A 17,445-nucleotide genomic window follows, 5' to 3' on the forward strand; every position below is an offset into this window, starting at 1 on the left:
ACTAAATTTTGTCCTTTATCCCAGGCTCTGTGCTCCGCTATAACGGGCACACCATGCCCTCCAAAAAGAAGCTTAACATTGCCGTCGTCGGTCTCGGATTCGGTGCCGAATTCATCCCCATCTGGCAGCGTCATCCCTATACTCTTTGTTACGCCATCTGCCAGCGCGATCCCAAGAAGCTTCACAACATCGGCGATGCCTTCGGCGTGGAGGTCCGTTACACAGACTTCCGGGAAATGCTGAAGGACCCGGCCATTGACGCTGTCCACATCAATTCCCCCATCCCCGACCACGGCTGGATGTCCATCGAGGCCCTCCAGGCCGGCAAGAACGTGGCCTGCACCGTCCCCATGGCCACCAGCATCGCCGACTGCAAAAAAATCTGCGAGCTGGTCAAAAAGACCGGCCTCACCTACATGATGATGGAGACCGTGGTCTATGCCCGCGAGTTCCTCTTCATGAAGGAGCAGGTGGACAAGGGCAAACTGGGCAAGCTGCAGTTCCTTCAGTCCAGCCATCAGCAGGACATGGACGGCTGGCCTAACTACTGGCCCGGCCTGCCGCCCATGTGGTATGCCACCCACTGCGTCGGCCCCGTGGCCGCCCTGGCCGGCACCCCGGCGGAATACGTGAGCTGCTTTGGCTCCGGCACCATCCGGCCGGAGCTGGTGAAAGAATACGGCTCCCCCTTTGCCGTCGAGACCGCCCACGTCAAATTCAAGGACAGCGACCTCACCGCCCGCGTTATCCGCAGCCTCTTCGATACCGCCCGCCAGTATCGCGAAAGCATTGACGTCTATGGCGACAAAGCCTCCATCGAGTGGCCGCTCATCGAGCACGAGCCTCTGGTCATGCACACCGCCAAGCTGCCCGAGCACAAGATTCCCAAGCTGGTCAAAGCCCCTGACTACGCCAGCCGCCTGCCCAAGGCCATCCGCGACTTCACCACCAAAGGTGTCTATGACCTGGGTAAAAAGACCCACCTCAGTTTTGTCCAGGGCAGCGGCCACGGCGGCAGCCATCCGCACCTAGCCCACGAATTCGCCACCGCCCTCAAGGAAGGCCGCGCCCCCTTCCCGGATGCCAAGCAGTCCGCCAACTGGACCTGCGTGGGCCTCTGCGCCCACGAGTCCGCCCTGGCCGGAGGCAAGATCGTCAAGCTGCCCGCCTTCACTGTTTAAAAGCGCCCGCCAAGTCCGGCCTGTTTAGCAGCCTTAGCAGACAGCACACCGTCTCATAAGCATACGCCTGCCCTTCCGGACGCCGGCTCGCCCGTGGCCCTGCCACATTCAGCGAGCGCAGGTTGCTCTCCATCACAAAAGCCCGCACCATCTCCGCCGCCCGCTCCGGGGGAATCTCCCAGCCATCGATCAGACGGTAGGGCCGGCGGTGCTGAATACAACGCAGCGCAGTCAGTTCAGTGCCGCCTTCCAGCGCTCCAAAGTAGATGATGAGCGTCCCGTCCGCCTCCAGCAAATTTCGGATCGTCCGTGCTTTGTATCCCCCCTGCGGAAGCTCCCGCAAAGGATAACGGTCAGGGATCGTGCCATCCTCATCCACCCTCCCCGCCGGACACCAGCCGCCGCAGGGCATGCCCAAATCCAGCGCCCCATCCAAGGCACCGCGGTCCACCCCAGTCTGTCCGCCGGAGAGGATGATGAGGGGGGAGGGATGTGACTGGCGAACCTGCATTTGGCATTCGCCCAGGCCGGGAGTATGAACAGACCGGGCAGGCTAAAATGCTGCCAGAGAATGGCCAACAATCAAATGTTCATTTGAACATTTTATATCAGTTCCTTTACATTTGCACTCGGTGGCACACCTCAAACCGGTTGCCGCTCGGGTCTTCAAAAAAGGCCGCATAATACCCCGGCGCATAAGCCATCGGCCCTTCCAGATTCAGCGCACCGGCCTGCATAGCCACCTCGGCGATCTGGTCCACATCCTCGACACTGGGTGCCCAGAAGGCGAGCCGGTTTTCATTCGGCACATGTGAGGGCGATTCCGTGATGCCAAAAAAGGCCGTCACGCCGTGGTCAGACCCCTCGAACTGCAGCCACCCCTCCACCTCCACCCGCCTGCCAAAGCCCAGCACGGGCAGCAGGGTCTCATAGAAAAAAGTCACCTCCTGCAGAGAAGATACCCGCAGGTCAACATGGTCATAAAGTCGGCGCATAAGTCAAAGAATCAGAGACAGATCGGGGGGGACGTCCGCCTGATGATTCGGAATTGGTACAGCCGATGGATTCAAAAAAAACTTCGCCATCGTGTTTTCATACAAAGCGCTCACCTTGGACTCTCAAAGAAGATGTAGTTCGTGGAGTAATCGCTGAATTCAAAATACACCCGCTTCTCCCCATTGTTTTTCACTCCATCCAGGTTCTCATCCAGCACCCCGTAGCCGAACCGGTAGGGCCGAGAAACCGTATCCGTCGTCGCCGTGGCCGTCGTCAGCTTGTCCACCTGGATGAATTTTCGCACCAGTTTCTCCCCCGCATAGATCTCCAGCACGCCATTGACCCCTGTCCAGTTTTGAATGGACCGGCTCATCTGGTTTTGAGATTCCTAAGTGCAGGCGGGAAGAAGGGCCAGGAGGGTTAGCAGGCTGAAATTAAGAAGAGGCTTGATCATGTACACACATTCGATACCCGGCGTGAAGCTGCGAGTAGAAATCACCGTCATTTTTCCAAATCTCCTGGCTCTCACACATACAGCTTAACCGGCTGATACTCCCGCACCTTCTCAAAGGCGTGCCCCAGTTGCAGCAGCAGCGCCTCTGACCAGGCCGGACCGATGAAGGACAGCCCCACGGGCAGGTCTCCCACCAGGCCCATGGGCACCGTCAGGTGCGGATACCCGGCCACGGCGGCCGTGGTGCTGAAGACACGTGTATTTGCATCGCCCATGCCCAGGTCAATGCGGCCCACGGGGTCATTTGTCGGACAGATGAGGGCGTCCAGCTTATCCTTTTGCATGGCCACATCCAGACCCTCAGGCCCGGCCAGGCGGAGGGCCGTTTCACGCAGTTTCTCCGCCTTGGCCAGATGTTCCGGCGTGCCGCGTGATTCGGCTTCGACGAAGAACTCCTGGTTAAAATGCACCAGCTCCTGGTCGCGATACTCTTCGTTATACTCAATCAGTTCCGCCAGGGATTTGACCACGCCTCCGCGTCCCGCCAGGTAGGCATTCAAATCCTGCCGAAGCTCTGTCAGCATGGCGATCCAGGCGGCCGACCCCGCTTCACGGAAATGGGGGATGGTCACATCCTCCACGATCTCCGCCCCGGCTTCCCTGAGCTGGTCCAGCGTCCGCGCCAGCAGCCTCTTCACCTGCGTATTTTCCCCACTCATGGAACGCAGCATGCCCAGCCGCTTTCCTTTTAAACCGTCCGCGCTCAGGGTGGAGGTGTAGTCCGTGCTGATCTGTGCCTTTTCAGTGAAGGAATCCCGCCCATCCTTGCCGGCCAGGATGTTCAGCAGCAGCGCTGCATCCTTCACCGTCTGCGTCATCGGCCCCGGTGTGTCCTGCCAGCGGGTGATGGGAATGATGCCCGCCCGGCTGATGAGTCCCACCGTCGGTTTCAGCCCCACGATGCCACAGGCACTGGCGGGGCTGACGATGGATCCGTTCGTCTCCGTGCCGATGGCCGCCGCACACAACCCTGCTGCCACCGCCACGGCGGAGCCGCTGCTGGAGCCGCTGGCACTGTAGGCCAGATTGTGCGGATTTTTCGTCAGGCCGCCGCGCGCGCTCCAGCCACTGGTGGAATTGGGACTGCGGATGTTCGCCCACTCGCTCAGGTTCGTCTTGCCCAGGATCGTCGCCCCGGCGTCTCGCAGCCTTTTCACCACGGTGGCATCCTGCTCCGGCTTCGGCGCCCCTAGCAGAGCCAGCGAGCCCGCCGTCGTCTCCATCCGGTCAGCCGTCTCGATGTTGTCCTTGATCAGGATCGGGATGCCTTGAAGAGGCCCTTTTCCCACCGTCGCCTTCGCCTCCGGATTCAGCTCAATGATCGCCCGCAACTGCGGTCCCGCCTGGTCCAGCGCCACGATACGTTGCAAATAATGGTCCAAAACAGCCCCCGCCTGCACTTTTCCCTCGCGCAGCTGCTTTGCCAGCTCCTCCACGGTGAAACCCTCCAGCGGGGCGATGGGCACCTTCTTCCGGCAGCCGCCCGCCAATGTTGCCAGGCCCAAGCCGATGAGTGTGCGCCGTTTGATCATGATTCTCCCATCCTCCCAAAATCGGCCCCCTCGCGTCAAGCCTGATGCTTGGCAATCACTTCGCTCCCGTCACTTCATTCCGCTGATCTTGCAGCCCTGGGCCTCAGGCTGCGGAGCCACCACTGGCTTCCCAGCCAGCACCGCGTCCAGCGCCTCCCGCAGATCCTTCGTCGTTGCCGCCCGCTGCCGCTTTGTCGGCCCCAGGTAAAGGTCATTGATCCGCCCTTTATAAATCACCTCTCCCGCAGGCGACAGCAGCACCGCCTCCGGCGTCACCGCCGCGCCCGCCTGCCGGGCCAGCGTCTGCTCCTTGTCCACCACCACCCGCGCCTTCACCCCGCTCATGTCCGCATGCTGCAGCGCCACCTCCACCGTGATTTCCGGGTCCGAATGCACCAGGCTCACCGCCACCCGGTCCCCATATTCCGCTGCGATGGCATTGATCTCCGGCATGAACGGCCGGGTCGTCGAGCAAAACGGCGACACAAAAAACAGCAGCACCGCTTTCTTGTCCCCCGCCGCCAGCGGCGCATGCATCTTCCCGTCCGTCCCCTTGAGCTCCAGAACAGATTCAGCACCCACCGCAGCAAACACCAGTGAAAAGGCACCCAGAATCGTAATAAGTAACTTCATATAAAATCGCATCCGTCCCAATACAAAACAGACGCACTCACTTCCCCTGTCTTTCCTGTAAATCCTGACAATCGCAATCCTGTCAAAAAAAAACCCTCTTCAAACCCAGCCCCCATTCTCCGCCGCCTTCGTCATTCGACATTCTGCATTCGACATTTCCCACTGCTCCCCCTTCCAAACGCGCCAGTTGACGCCCCCCCCGTCCTGCATTATCCACTGGAGTCCGGCGCGCTTTCTGCTGCATCGGCCACACGTAAATCCCACTCCCACACAAAAATGGTCAAAATCGGCATCAATGGTTTCGGGCGCATCGGCCGCCTCGTATTTCGCGCAATCTGTGATCAGGGCCTCCTGGGCAAGGAGATCGAAGTCGTCGCCGTCAACGACCTCGTGCCTGCTGACAACCTCGCCTACCTCGTGAAGTATGACTCCACGCAGGGCAAGGCCAAGGAAGAAGTTTCCTCCAAAAAGAGCAGCCCAGACCTGGCAGAAGACGACATCCTGGTCGTGGACGGCCATGAGATCAAGTGCCTCGCCGTCCGTGCAGGCCCTTCCGCCCTTCCTTGGAAAGAGCTCGGCGTGGACATCGTCATCGAGTCCACCGGCCTCTTCACCGAGCGCAGCAAGGCCCAGGGCCACATTGACGCCGGTGCAAAGAAGGTCATCATCTCCGCCCCAGGCAAAGAAGAGGACATCACCATCGTCATGGGCGTGAACCATGAGAAGTATGACCCGGCCAACCACCACGTCATCTCCAACGCCTCCTGCACCACCAACTGCCTGGCTCCGGTCGTGCACGTGCTGCTGAAAGAAGGTTTCGGCGTCGCCGAAGGCCTCATGACCACCATCCACAGCTACACCGCCACCCAGAAAACGGTGGACGGCCCAAGCGCCAAGGACTGGAAAGGTGGCCGCTCCGCCGCCATCAACATCATCCCAAGCAGCACCGGTGCGGCCAAGGCCGTCGGCCTGGCCATCCCGGAAGTGAAGGGCAAGCTCACCGGCATGTCCTTCCGCGTTCCTACGCCGACCGTCTCCGTTGTTGACCTCACCGTCAAGACCGAGAAGGAAACCAGCTACGCCGAGATCTCCGCCGCCATGAAAAAGGCCAGCGAGACCTACCTCAAAGGCATCCTCGGCTGGACCAAGGACGAAGTGGTCAGCACCGACTTCATCCACGACCAGAGCAGCTCCGTCTTTGACGCCGGCTCCGGCATCGAGCTGAACAGCAAGTTCTTCAAGCTCGTCAGCTGGTACGACAATGAGTGGGGTTACTCCAACCGCGTCGTTGACCTGGTGAAATACATTGTGAGCAAAGGCCTGTAATTCAAGAGAACACAGCAAACCTTTCAAACCCAAACGGGCCGGCTCGCAAGAGTCCGGCCCGTTTTCTTTTCGGTAACCATCACTCCCCCAAAGGAGCGCGGACACGGATGTCCGCCTCATCAACATCCCGGCTCCGCCGCCCAAAGTAAGCAGCAGAAATAGCACCCGCCCCCAATCCCATGAACACATCCCCCATGAATAACAAACTCCGTGTCAATCATTTCGTCCACACCGGCTACTCCGGCCGGCAGGCCTTCCCCGCCCTGCTGCAGCCTCCTTCACCTTCATAGTTTTTTATTCCCACCGTCGCGCGTTCGGTCAATCGCGCCCAACCATGTCATCGTATCTCTCGCAGCTTCGCACCTTACCCCGGCCCTTCTGGATTCTCGCAGGAGCCACTTTCGTCAACCGCTTCGGCGTCTTCGTCTGGCCCTTCCTGACGATCTTTATCACCCGTAACGGCAACACCGCCGCCGAGGCAGGCTGGGCCATCGCCTGTTACTCCATCGGCTCCTTTGGCGCCGCCGCCCTTGGCGGCTGGCTGGCCGACCGGCTCGGCCGCAATGTCACGCTGGGCCTGGCCTCGCTCGGCAGCGCGGCGTGCATGATGGCCCTGTCCCAGGCCACAGACTGGCGCATTCTGGCCGCCATTGCCTTTGCCACAGGCCTGGTAGGCGAGGCCGGACAACCTGCGGGCAGCGCCCTGGTCCAGGACCTGGTGCCGCCGGAGAAACGGGTGCTCGCCTTTGCCGTGATGCGTTTTGCGGTCAATCTTGGCTGGTCCTTCGGTCCGGCAGTCGCGGGCCTTTTGGCGGAGAGCTCTTTCTTCTGGGTCTTTGCCGTGGATGCGGCCACCTCGGCCTTCTTTGGCATCATCGCCTGGACCAGCCTGCCCCGTGGCAACCGCACCGAGGCCCACTTGGCAGGATGGGGAGTCGCTCTGGCGTCCATTCGCAAAAACCCGCCTTTCCTTGCGCTCTTTGCCGCCTGTCTGTGTGTCGCGTGGGTGTTCCGGCAGACCTCCACCACCTTTCCCCTGCACTTTGAGCGCAGCGGCCTCCCCATGTCCTGGTGCGGGCTTGTGCTGGCGATGAATGGTGTAATGATCTGCGTGTTGGAAATCCCTCTGGCCGCCTCCACTCGGGCTTGGCCGGTGCGGGTGATGCTGGCCCTGGGCTATCTGCTCATGGGCGGCAGCTTCCTGGTCTTGCTGGGCGGTGGCACCATTGCGCTGTTCACAGTCACCATGATCGCCTTCACGATCGGCGAGATGTTTGCGTTTTCGCGTCAGCAGGCTTATGCCGCCAGCCTGGCACCGGAAGACATGCGGGGACGATATGCAGGCTTTCTCAGCTTTGCCTGGTCCATCGGAGGCATTGTCACTTCGGTGGCATCCCTGCATCTTTATGAAACCGATCCCATTCTGCTATGGAGTATCACCGCCGGTCTGGGGATGCTGGCCGCAATGCTGATCCTCAAAGCCGGACGCTGATGTGCATTTCAGTCATGACAGCGTGCGCAGCCTCTTGCTAGGCTCGCACGCCATGACACGTAATTCATTCCACGCATGACCCTGGGTCTCTTCATACCTTGTTACATCGATCAACTCTATCCCCAGGTGGGCCGGGCAACCTTTTCCCTGCTCAGTAGGTTGGGTCACCAGGTGAAGGTGCCGGAACGCCCAAGCTGCTGTGGCCAGCCGATGTCGAATTCAGGCTATGCCCGTCTTGGTACCGGCTGCATCACCGATTTCGCCCGCGAATATGCTGCTTTTGACCACATCGTCTCGCCCTCCGGCAGTTGTGTCCTGCATTTAAAAGAGAGCCTGGAGGCGCAACACTCGCCTCTCGCCCATCGGGTTTATGAGCTGTGTGAGTTTCTCCACGACATCGCCCAGGTGGATTCCCTGCCCGCCCGTTTCCCTCATCGGGTGGGTCTGCACCAGAGCTGCCACGGCCTCCGCGGTCTCGGTCTCGGCAGCCCCAGCGAGTGCATGGTCCCCACCTTTTCCAAACCTGCCCGTCTCTTGCAAATGGTGGCCGGTCTGGAACTCGTTCCTCTTGATCGCTGCGATGAATGCTGCGGCTTCGGCGGCACCTTTTCCGTCTTTGAAAAAGATGTCTCCGTGAGGATGGGTCGCGACCGGATCCAAGATCACCTCTCCCGCGGGGCTGAATACATTACCAGCGCGGACATGTCCTGCCTCATGCACCTCGGCGGCCTTCTCTCGCGCCAGGCTCCGCAGGTGAAAGTGCTGCACATTGCGGAGATCCTGGCCGGAGGAGAGCTGGCAATGGATGGCCATGGTTTGCCATAGATGGCGATGGTTTCTCAAGACGCTGTAAGAATTAACTTCCCTCTTCATGACCCACTCCACAGCCGCCCATGAATTCCTGCGCGATCCCGCCCGCGCTGCGTGGCATGACCAGACCTTGTGGATGGTGCGTGCCAAGCGCGACCGCATGGCGACGCGTGTGCCCGAATGGGAGCAGCTCCGCGAGGCGGCCTCGCGGATCAAGGAGCACACTTTGTCCAGGCTGGCCGACTACCTGGAACAGTTCGCAGACAACGCCGCCGAGAACGGCATCTACGTCCACTGGGCAGCCGATGGCGAGGAGCACAACCGCATCGTTCAGGGCATCTTGCAGAAGCATGGCGCGCGGAAGCTGGTGAAGAGCAAGTCCATGCTCACCGAGGAATGCCACCTCAATCCGCATCTGGAGAAGCATGGTATTGAGGTCATTGATACCGACCTCGGCGAGCGCATCGTCCAGCTTCAGAAGATGCCGCCCAGCCACATCGTCATGCCCGCTATCCACCTGAAGCGGGCGGAGGTGGGCGAGGTTTTCCATGAGCACCTCGGCACTCCCGCCGGCCTGGATGATCCGCAGCAGCTTACGGAGGCTGCCCGGCAGCATTTGAGAAATCATTTTCTCACCGCCGATGCCGCACTCACCGGGGTCAACTTTGCCATTGCCGAGACGGGCGCGTTTGTCGTCTGCACCAATGAGGGCAATGCGGACATGGGAGCGCATCTTGCCCCGGTTCACATCGCCTGCATGGGCATTGAAAAAATCATCCCGCAGCAGGTGCATCTGGGGGTCTTTTTGCGCCTGCTGGCCCGCAGCGCCACCGGCCAGCCCAGCACCGTTTTCAGCTCCCACTTTCTCAAACCGCGCCCTGGCCAGGAGATACACATCGTCATTGTGGACAATGGCCGCAGTCGTCAGCTAGCCAGGCCGGATTACCGCAAATCCCTGGCCTGCATCCGCTGCGCCGCCTGTTTTAATACCTGCCCCGTTTACCGCCGCAGTGGCGGTTACAGCTACAGCTACTTCATCGCCGGGCCCATCGGCAGCATCCTCGCACCGAATGTGGACAAGGCAGCCCATTCCAGCATGCCCTTCGCCTCCACCCTCTGCGGCTCCTGCACCGCCGTCTGTCCGGTGAAGATTGACATCCACGCGCAGCTTCTCAAATGGCGTCAGGACATCACCGCCGCAGGCCATGCACCGTGGTGGAAAAAGGCGGCCATGTTCATGACTGCCTATGTCGTTCGCCGCCCAGCGCTCTTCCGGCTTGGCGGATGGTTCATGCGAAAGTCGGCTCGGATGCTCAGCTTCCTACGCCTAGATCCCTGGACCCAATCCCGAGATTTGCCGCAGCCACCCGCGCAGACCTTTCGCCAATGGTATAACCAACAGTCTGATGAAAATTGACCTTTCTGGAGAAGCGCACTCCACCCCGGCACTTGGCAAGTGCCTCTCCTTGATATCATCATGAGCCGCAGCACCATCCTCACCGCCATCCGCCAGGCCCAGGGTACTCCCGTCCCGATGCCGGAGGCGGCTGTCGCTGCTCTCCATGACTTGCCGAATGCGGCAGGCATGCCGGAGTTCATCGCCACGCTGGATCTCATCGGGGCACGTGTCATCCGGGGCCGCAGCTTGGCGGAAGCCGCCACATGGCTGCGCGAAAACGTCCCGGCCACCGCATCGCTCGCCTCCACCATCCCGGAGCTTCCCGGCACGATGGATCTGACGGCCATTAGTGATCCTCACGCCCTGGACGGCATCCACACCGCCATCCTTCCCGCGCGTTTTGGTGTTTGTGAAAACGGGGCTGTCTGGCTGGATGAAACGGAGCTTGGCCCGCATCGGGTACTTCCTTTCATCGCCGAACATCTTTTCATCGTCCTCCGCGCCAGCGACCTCGTTCCTACGCTGCACCAAGCCTATGACCGCATCGCCAAGATCGGCACCGGTTTCGGCCTCTTCCTCGCCGGACCATCCAAGACCGCGGACATCGAGCAATGTCTCGTCATCGGTGCCCACGGTGCCCGTGGAGCCACTGTTTTCATTCTTGATTAAAGTCCATTTGAAGTTCCCCCATCTCCGGTCCTGCCCATCCTGTAATCCTGTCTAGATTCTTCTTCGTGCCCACCCCGCCTCCAGCCCTCACTGAAACTACCCGCGACGGTCCCAAGACCACACGCTGGGTACTGGAGGCAGCAGATTGCCGGGCCTTTGCCACCCACCGCATCGCCCGCCTGGGCATGGATGAGGCCGTGGCTCCTTATGAACGGGTGCGGCTATCCCCCAGCGGCAGTTTTATCATGGTCTGCCTCAGCGGCACCGGCAGTATTCTTCTTGACGGCCGCTGGCACAAAATTGGCCCTGGCACCGCCTGCATGGCTCCGCCGCGTGTGCCAAATGCCTTTCATGCCCTGCCGGGCAAGCCCTGGAGCTTTCTCTGGATCCGTTACGACGAGCCATCTTTTGTCACGCCTTTGGTTAGCGCTGCTTCCCCAGTCAGGCTGAAGGTGGATGCCGCCCAGCTTCACCGCATCTGGGCCGGGCTAAGGGGCGAGTGGGAAAGCACCCGCGATGTGAAGGCCCTCCATCATTGGACGGAACTCCTCCAGCACCACACCCGCCGCCTGGCGGAACCCTGGCGTCGCGATGAACGCCTGCGCCGCCTCTGGCAGGAGGTGGAAACCCGTCTGGCCGAGGACTGGACACTTGCCTCCCTGGCCCACGCCGCGCATGTCAGTGAAGAGCATTTCCGCCGCCTCTGCTGGAAGGAACTGGGCCGCAGCCCCATGGCCCACCTGACCTCGCTGCGCATCCAGGCCGCGCAGGAGATGCTCAGCAACACGCAGGACAAGCAGGAGGTCATCGCCTTGCACGTGGGCTATCGCAGCCCCATTGCCTTCTCCCGCGCCTTCCGCCGCTGGGCAGGCTGCCTGCCATCAGATTACCGGGCCCGCGTTTGATGCCTCATCTTCAACCCTCTCCGGCACGTCAGGCCCCACATTTTCCCCGGCTCCCTTTCGCGGTGAAATTCTCAGGGCGATCAGCCCAAACGTCAGCGCCCAGATGCCCCCCACCATCCAGCCTGCCAGCACATCTGTGGGCCAATGCACACCCAGGTAAACCCGGCTCACCCCAACCAAAAGTGTAATAATCACTGAAAGCGTGATGATGAACAGCCGCAGCCTGAGATGCGGCTGCGTGCGCGCCAACAGCACCCCCAGCGTCAGATACACCACCGCCGCCATCATCGCATGCCCGCTGGGAAAGCTGGCACTCGTCACCAGCACCCCATGCGGAACCAGGTCCGGGCGCGGCCGGTCGAAAAACTCCTTTAACATGGCCGAAGCCTGCATCCCGCCCGCGATGGCTACCAGTGTCAGCAGTGCCAGCCGGTGCCTCCCCAGCAGCAGCATCAGTCCCAGCGAAGCCGCCGTCAGCCCCGTGAGAATGGTAAACCCGCCCAGAGCCGTCAGATCACGACCCATCTCTTCCATCCACGGCGGGCCGATGGGGTCCGCAGGATTTCCTGCCTCTCGCATCGCCAGCAGAATCTTCTCATCATATCCATGCGACTCCATCTCTCCGACCTCATCGGCGAGCTCAATGAACCCCCACAGTCCGCAGGCAATCAGCAGCAGCGTCGCCAAAATCATCGGCTCTTTGCGCCAGCGTAGCACACGTTTGAGGAAGGGGGACAAAGCGAGCGAAGTCATGGGTTGTAAACAGGCATCAAAGAAGCAGCGGACAAGCAGTCTGTCACATTTTAGATTCGCAGATCACTTGGGCTCCGGTCCCCTTCCCCCCTGCCCCGGAGTGCATTTTGGTCACCTCTTTGTGGACGCCTTCGGGCGAATCTGATGAAATCCCGGCGTTATATCCTTTCCACCACCATGCGCCGCCTAGCTTTCTTCTGCCTGCTGCTCACCACAGCCCTTGGCCTCCAGGCCCAGCCCGTCTCGCTCTTTGATGGCAAGACCCTTACCGGCTGGGATTACGACCCCGCCGTCTGGCGTGTTGAGGACGGCCTCATGACCGGCGGCTCTCTCACCGAAAAAGTCACGCAGAACTACTTCATCTGCACAAACAAGAGCTACCAAAACTTTGACCTCAAACTGAAGATCAAATGCAGCGGCGATCCCGCCACCGGCATGCTCAACAGCGGCATTCAGATCCGCAGCATGCGCGTCCCTGGCGGCCATCACATGAGCGGTTACCAGGTGGACTGCGGCAATGGCTGGTTTGGCAAAATTTACGATGAGTTCCGCCGTAACAAAGTCATCGCCGAGCCCCTGGATGCCGCTGCTTTGGACAAAGCCGTGGACATCTATGGCTGGAACGAATACCGCATCCGCGCCGAAGGTGCACGCATCCAGGTCTGGATCAACGGGGTCGCTGCGATTGACTACACCGAGACGGACAAAAACGTCGCGCTAGACGGCCAACTTGGCCCGCAGGTCCACAGCGGCGGGGCCTGCCTGGTGCAGGTAAAGGACATCACCCTTGAGGAACTCCCCGTCACGCCCGGCGCCCCCACTTGGCAGTCCCTGGGCGGCGTGGAGGCCGCGCGCAAGCTCGTCGCCCCGCTGCCCAAGCCGAAGGCCAAAGCGGGAGCGGCGAAGAAGTCCAAAGGTCGCCGCGACATCAGCTACAATGCCGTGACCGGGGAACCCAAAACCGCCGCCGAACAGCAAAAGCTGTTTCATTTGCCCGAAGGGTACGAGATCGAACTCGTCGTCCAGGAGAGCGACGGCATTGGCAAATTCGTCAGCGTTTATTTCGACCAGCGTGGACGTCTTTGGACTCAGACCGCCTTTGAATATCCGGTGGATGCCAATGAAAACCCGGCCGCAGCCGAGGCCATTTATAAAAGTCCCGGCAAGGATAAAGTCCTCGTCTATCCCCGCGAGGCGCTGAATGCTCACCTGCCCCCTGGCGGCCTGACCCATCCAACGGTGTATGCGGATGGACTGGCCATCCCGCTGGGCATCCTGCCCTGGGGCAATGGCGATGCCTGCTACATCCAACATGGCCATGACCTGAAGCTTTTCAAAGACTCCGATGGCGATGGCAAAGCGGATACACACGATGTGATCCTCACCGGCTTCGGTGTGCAGGACAGCCACCTTTTTCCGCATCAGTTCACCCGCGCCCCTGGCGGCTGGATCTGGATGGCCCAGGGCCTCTTTAACAACAGCCAGGTCCACAAACCCGGCAGCGACCAAAAGGTGGACTACCCCAAATGCGGCATGGCCCGCATGAGACCTGACGGCAGCGACTTTGAAGTCACCAGCACCGGGCCTAACAACATTTGGGGACTCGTCATCACTGGCGAGGGCGAGACCTTCATCCAGGAAGCCAACGATTACGGCTACCCCGTCATGCCCTTCCACGAATACGCCTACTACCCCGGCGGCATGGAGGCCCTGAAGAAGAGCTACCAGCCGGATTTCCCCCCGCAGGCGGAGTTTCGCATGGGTGGGACGGGGCTGAGCGGGCTGGCGCTGATTGAGAGCGGTCCGCTGCAGGACGCCAAGGCGGCTTATACGATGGCCGTTGCCAATCCCATCACCTCCAAAGTCCAGACCCTCGCCATGCACCGGGACGGCCCCTATTGGAAGCTGGAGCAGAAGGAGGACCTCATCACTTGCGATGACCCCTTTTTCAGGCCCGTCGCCCTCACCAACGGACCGGACGGCTGCCTCTACATCGTGGACTGGTATAACAAAATCATCTCCCACAATGAAGTGCCTCGGGCGCATCCGGACCGGGATAAGACGAGGGGGCGGATCTGGCGCGTGAAGTACAGTACTCATCACTCTCCGAGTGATGCGAAGCCCCAAACAGCCGCTGTTCCATCGCCAGTTTCCTCCGCAGCCACGTCCGGGGTCCATCACTCGGAGAGTGATGAGTACTGTACCATCCCCGACTTCACGAAACTCAGCACGGATGACCTCATCGCCCTCCTGGGCACCAAGCCCACTGGCAGGGCACACCTCGCCTGGCAGACGCTGGCGGATCGGGACATGCTGCCAAAGAACCATTGGTCCAGCCAGGAATACGCTGCCCCACCCCTCACCGGAGAAGTGCGATCCTTGGCGAAAAACCCCACGGATGAAAACATCGCCAAGCTCCTCGCCTTCGCCAAACCCTCCCTCCCCAACGGCCCCACCATCCAGTCCTCACGCGCGCCCAAAAAGATCCCCGTTCGCGAAGCCTATGACCGGGAGTTTGAGAGGTTCCTGGTCCGCCTGTTCCTGGAGCGGCATCCTGAGGCGGTGGCGCGATTTCTCGATTCCGAGGCTGCTACAGCTCTCCAGGTTGAAGCCTGCGTCCTCGCCGCCCTGGCCCTGGAACCGAAAACCAGCGCTTCACGCGTCGCCAAACTCCTGCCACAACTGGACCGGTCACCCAATGATGAGGAGCTTTTACGTCTGGCCCAGTTCCCGGAAGAACCCGGCGTGGGCGAAGCCCTGAAGACCCTGCTCGCCCAGCCCACTTCTGGGGCCGTCGTCGCGGAAAAACTCCTGGCCAAACGTACCTCGCTGGACTCCTCCCGCGTCGGCCCCATCCTCAAAGAAACCGCCCTTAGCATGCTGAAGAGCAACAACCTGGCCACCCGCAAACAAGCCCTTGTGCTGTGCAGCGGCTTTCAAATTCCTGCCGAGGAAGACATCATCGAGCCCCTCGCCCAGCGGCAGCATCAGGTCTTTGCAGGCCAGCCCGTCCCCCAGGATGAAAGTGGCGAACTCGCCCTCCGCCTCGCCGCCCTGGCCGCCATCCGTTCGCCTGAGACCCTGCTGTTCTACGTCCTAGCCGAATCCGATCCCGACGCCACTCTCCGCGATGCCGCGCTGGATGCCCTCATCGCCGCCAGCACCAATTCCGTGGAGAGCGCCTGCGAACGCCTCTTCAAGCTCTACCCCAAGCTCACCCCGGCCCAGCGCAAGCGCACCCTTAATGCCCTCTCCGGCCAGGCCGAAGGCGGAGCCAAAAGCCTGCTCACCGCCATCCTCGGCAAAACCATCCCCCAGGCTGATCTCGATGGTCCCGTGCTCGAACGCCTCGCCACCGTGCTGGGCGAAGATCCCGCCCTGGCCCAGCTTCAGCAGCAGCTCGGCGGTGTGTTTGGCGAGGTGCTTTTGCTTGATGGCCAGGACAGCGCCTGGGTGGATTCCAAGCTCACCCTTGAAGGTCCCTTCACCGTCGAGACCTGGGTCCGCCTAACCGGAGGTATCGGAAATCAGGACAGCATCCTCGGCTCGCCCCAACAGATCGACTTCAATTTCTTCGGCTCCAAATTTCGCGTCTGGCTCGGTGATGGCATCGGCGATGTCGCCGTCGCGCAGAAACCGATGACGCCCGATCTCTGGACCCACGTGGCCATCACCCGCGATGCCGGAGGCACCTTCCGCCTGTATCAAAACGGCGAGCTGGAAGCCACCAGCAGCAAAAAATCCACTGCCTCCTTCAAGGACTGCCGCATCGGCTGGAGCGGCCCCAACCAGGGCACCCACGGCGCGCTCAGCGAATTCCGCGTGTGGAAACAGGCCCGCACCGAGGCCCAGATCCGCGCCCACTTCGATCGCATCCTGCCCCCCGCCACCGGAGGCCTGGACTTCACCGCCGCCCGCGACCTGAAGCCCGCCACGCCCAAGCTCTACGGCAAGGGTGCACGCATCGCCAAGACCCTCGATACCCCGCCGCTGCTCACCGAGGCCCAGGCCCAGAAGCTGGATGCCCAATTCACCCGCTACACCGCCCTGGCCGCCCAGGGAGATGCCGAGAAGGGCAAACCGCTGGCTGCCCTGTGCATCGCCTGCCACCAGATCGGCAATACCGGCGGGCAGATCGGCCCGAATTTGAGCGGGGCCGGAGCGATGGGGCTGGAGGCCGTTTTGCGTAACATCCTGACCCCCAATGCGGCCATGGAGCCCGGCTATCGCATCTACCGGGTGGAGATGAAGAACGGCGATCTCATTGACGCCTTCTTCGTTAGCGAGGACGCACAGGCGACCATCATCCGCCAGCCCGGCCTGCCTGACCGGCGGATCAACAAACAGGACATCCGCAGCACCCGCTACATCCGCCGCAGCCTCATGCCCGAAGGCCTCCTGGATGCCCTGCCCGAGGACAGCGCCGCCGACCTGCTGGCCTACCTCATGACGCTGAAAGGGTAAGATGGGCGAGGAGAGGGACTTGCCAAGCCAGTGCCCCAAGGAGTGGGACTTGCCAAGTCCCTTCTTAATACCCGGCACTTGGCAAGTGCCGCTCCTTGGTTAAACCATCTCGATGAAGTTCTTCAATCCGTTCGAAGACATCAAGGTCACCCGGAACCATCTGCCACATTGGCAGCAGCCTGGAGTACCCTACTTCATCACCTTTCGCATGGCAGATTCGCTGCCTGTCGGGATGCTCGAAGAACTGGAGGCGGAGCGGCTTTTGTGGCAGCAAAACCATCCGCCGCCGCTATCTCCTGATGAGGAGGCTGAATACCACAAGCGCTTCTCTGCCAGGGTTGATCAGTGGTTGGATCAAGGGCATGGCTCCTGCGTCCTACGGCAGACTTGCTACCGGCTGAAGATTGAAGAGTCCCTGAAGTTCTTTGATGGCCAGCGATATGAAATGCTGTCCTATGTGATCATGCCAAACCACGTGCATGGGCTCTTGATGATCCACCCCGACTGGTCGTTGGAAAAAGTTATCTTCACCTGGAAACGTCGCACAGCAGGAGTGATCAATGAGAGTCTGGGCGTCACTGGCCCGTTCTGGCAGCGGGATTACTTCGACCGACTGATTCGGGATGGCGATCATCTGAGGAACGTGATCCGTTACATCCGGCGAAATCCCACCAAAGCAAGTTTGAAGGAGGGAGAATTCACCTTGTGGGAAAGTGCGCTGGCGCAGGCCGTGGGATGAGGACCCAAGGAGTGGGACTTGCCAAGTCCCTT

At 60.9% G+C, this 17,445-nt stretch carries 15 protein-coding genes; 9 read left to right on the forward strand and 6 right to left on the reverse strand.

Features of this window, described 5'->3' with window-relative positions; all coding sequences use genetic code 11:
* The first annotated feature begins 53 nt into the window (after nt 1–53).
* The gene (locus WJU23_RS18510) at nt 54–1,181 is read left to right on the forward strand and encodes a Gfo/Idh/MocA family oxidoreductase (RefSeq protein ID WP_346334098.1); all 1,128 of its coding nucleotides are present in this window, start codon (nt 54–56) and stop codon (nt 1,179–1,181) included.
* Here WJU23_RS18510 and WJU23_RS18515 read toward each other — a convergent pair.
* The 5 genes from WJU23_RS18515 to WJU23_RS18535 form a co-directional block, all read right to left on the reverse strand.
* Entirely contained in the window at nt 1,171–1,692 is a 522-nt protein-coding gene (locus WJU23_RS18515) for a putative molybdenum carrier protein (protein WP_346334099.1), read from the reverse strand. The two genes, WJU23_RS18510 and WJU23_RS18515, sit on opposite strands and share 11 nt — an antisense overlap.
* Nucleotides 1,693–1,798: 106 nt before the next feature.
* A complete protein-coding gene (locus WJU23_RS18520; protein WP_346334100.1) occupies nt 1,799–2,176 on the reverse strand; it encodes a VOC family protein in 378 nt (125 codons plus the stop codon).
* 110 nt (nt 2,177–2,286) lie between these two features.
* The gene (locus tag WJU23_RS18525) at nt 2,287–2,550 is read right to left on the reverse strand and encodes a hypothetical protein (RefSeq protein WP_346334101.1); all 264 of its coding nucleotides are present in this window, start codon (nt 2,548–2,550) and stop codon (nt 2,287–2,289) included.
* Between the two features lie 152 nt (nt 2,551–2,702).
* Nucleotides 2,703–4,223: an amidase gene (locus WJU23_RS18530; protein WP_346334102.1), complete on the reverse strand. Its 1,521-nt coding sequence runs from the start codon at nt 4,221–4,223 to the stop codon at nt 2,703–2,705.
* Between the two features lie 69 nt (nt 4,224–4,292).
* Entirely contained in the window at nt 4,293–4,856 is a 564-nt protein-coding gene (locus tag WJU23_RS18535) for a redoxin family protein (RefSeq protein WP_346334103.1), read from the reverse strand.
* A 276-nt stretch (nt 4,857–5,132) separates the two neighbouring features.
* On the opposite strand from WJU23_RS18535, the gene gap reads away from it, so the two are divergent.
* The 6 genes from gap to WJU23_RS18565 all read left to right on the forward strand — a co-directional run bounded on the left by gap (nt 5,133) and on the right by WJU23_RS18565 (nt 11,457).
* The gene (gap, locus tag WJU23_RS18540; protein ID WP_346334104.1) at nt 5,133–6,182 is read left to right on the forward strand and encodes a type I glyceraldehyde-3-phosphate dehydrogenase; all 1,050 of its coding nucleotides are present in this window, start codon (nt 5,133–5,135) and stop codon (nt 6,180–6,182) included.
* 334 nt (nt 6,183–6,516) lie between these two features.
* On the forward strand, nt 6,517–7,674 hold the full coding sequence (locus WJU23_RS18545) for an MFS transporter (protein ID WP_346334105.1): 1,158 nt from the start codon (nt 6,517–6,519) through the stop codon (nt 7,672–7,674).
* A gap of 75 nt (nt 7,675–7,749) precedes the next feature.
* A complete protein-coding gene (locus WJU23_RS18550) occupies nt 7,750–8,499 on the forward strand; it encodes a (Fe-S)-binding protein (protein WP_346334106.1) in 750 nt (249 codons plus the stop codon).
* A 46-nt stretch (nt 8,500–8,545) separates the two neighbouring features.
* Nucleotides 8,546–9,901: a lactate utilization protein B gene (locus tag WJU23_RS18555; RefSeq protein ID WP_346334107.1), complete on the forward strand. Its 1,356-nt coding sequence runs from the start codon at nt 8,546–8,548 to the stop codon at nt 9,899–9,901.
* Between the two features lie 60 nt (nt 9,902–9,961).
* On the forward strand, nt 9,962–10,552 hold the full coding sequence (locus WJU23_RS18560; protein WP_346334108.1) for an LUD domain-containing protein: 591 nt from the start codon (nt 9,962–9,964) through the stop codon (nt 10,550–10,552).
* A gap of 65 nt (nt 10,553–10,617) precedes the next feature.
* A complete protein-coding gene (locus tag WJU23_RS18565; protein WP_346334109.1) occupies nt 10,618–11,457 on the forward strand; it encodes an AraC family transcriptional regulator in 840 nt (279 codons plus the stop codon).
* Here WJU23_RS18565 and WJU23_RS18570 read toward each other — a convergent pair.
* Nucleotides 11,434–12,210: a phosphatase PAP2 family protein gene (locus WJU23_RS18570; protein WP_346334110.1), complete on the reverse strand. Its 777-nt coding sequence runs from the start codon at nt 12,208–12,210 to the stop codon at nt 11,434–11,436. The genes WJU23_RS18565 and WJU23_RS18570 overlap by 24 nt on opposite strands.
* Nucleotides 12,211–12,387: 177 nt before the next feature.
* Between WJU23_RS18570 and WJU23_RS18575 the strand changes: the two genes are divergently transcribed.
* Nucleotides 12,388–16,674: a family 16 glycoside hydrolase gene (locus WJU23_RS18575; RefSeq protein ID WP_346334111.1), complete on the forward strand. Its 4,287-nt coding sequence runs from the start codon at nt 12,388–12,390 to the stop codon at nt 16,672–16,674.
* Between the two features lie 112 nt (nt 16,675–16,786).
* Nucleotides 16,787–17,413, forward strand: a complete 627-nt coding sequence (locus WJU23_RS18580) for a transposase (RefSeq protein ID WP_346334112.1) — start codon at nt 16,787–16,789, stop codon at nt 17,411–17,413.
* The last annotated feature ends 32 nt before the right edge of the window (nt 17,414–17,445 follow it).

The sequence above is a fragment of the Prosthecobacter sp. SYSU 5D2 genome, from assembly GCF_039655865.1.
Lineage (GTDB): Bacteria > Verrucomicrobiota > Verrucomicrobiia > Verrucomicrobiales > Verrucomicrobiaceae > Prosthecobacter.

Excerpts from the sequence above, each read along its gene's own strand:
- WJU23_RS18550 (WP_346334106.1), top strand. The coding sequence starts at position 7,750 with ATGACCCTGGGTCTCTTCATACCTTGTTACATCGATCAACTCTATCCC.
- WJU23_RS18560 (WP_346334108.1), top strand. The coding sequence starts at position 9,962 with ATGAGCCGCAGCACCATCCTCACCGCCATCCGCCAGGCCCAGGGTACT.
- WJU23_RS18515 (WP_346334099.1), bottom strand. The coding sequence starts at position 1,692 with ATGCAGGTTCGCCAGTCACATCCCTCCCCCCTCATCATCCTCTCCGGC.
- WJU23_RS18510 (WP_346334098.1), top strand. The coding sequence starts at position 54 with ATGCCCTCCAAAAAGAAGCTTAACATTGCCGTCGTCGGTCTCGGATTC.
- WJU23_RS18535 (WP_346334103.1), bottom strand. The coding sequence starts at position 4,856 with ATGAAGTTACTTATTACGATTCTGGGTGCCTTTTCACTGGTGTTTGCT.
- WJU23_RS18555 (WP_346334107.1), top strand. The coding sequence starts at position 8,546 with ATGACCCACTCCACAGCCGCCCATGAATTCCTGCGCGATCCCGCCCGC.
- WJU23_RS18570 (WP_346334110.1), bottom strand. The coding sequence starts at position 12,210 with ATGACTTCGCTCGCTTTGTCCCCCTTCCTCAAACGTGTGCTACGCTGG.
- WJU23_RS18575 (WP_346334111.1), top strand. The coding sequence starts at position 12,388 with ATGCGCCGCCTAGCTTTCTTCTGCCTGCTGCTCACCACAGCCCTTGGC.
- WJU23_RS18530 (WP_346334102.1), bottom strand. The coding sequence starts at position 4,223 with ATGATCAAACGGCGCACACTCATCGGCTTGGGCCTGGCAACATTGGCG.
- WJU23_RS18520 (WP_346334100.1), bottom strand. The coding sequence starts at position 2,176 with ATGCGCCGACTTTATGACCATGTTGACCTGCGGGTATCTTCTCTGCAG.
- WJU23_RS18525 (WP_346334101.1), bottom strand. The coding sequence starts at position 2,550 with ATGAGCCGGTCCATTCAAAACTGGACAGGGGTCAATGGCGTGCTGGAG.
- gap (WP_346334104.1), top strand. The coding sequence starts at position 5,133 with ATGGTCAAAATCGGCATCAATGGTTTCGGGCGCATCGGCCGCCTCGTA.
- WJU23_RS18580 (WP_346334112.1), top strand. The coding sequence starts at position 16,787 with ATGAAGTTCTTCAATCCGTTCGAAGACATCAAGGTCACCCGGAACCAT.
- WJU23_RS18545 (WP_346334105.1), top strand. The coding sequence starts at position 6,517 with ATGTCATCGTATCTCTCGCAGCTTCGCACCTTACCCCGGCCCTTCTGG.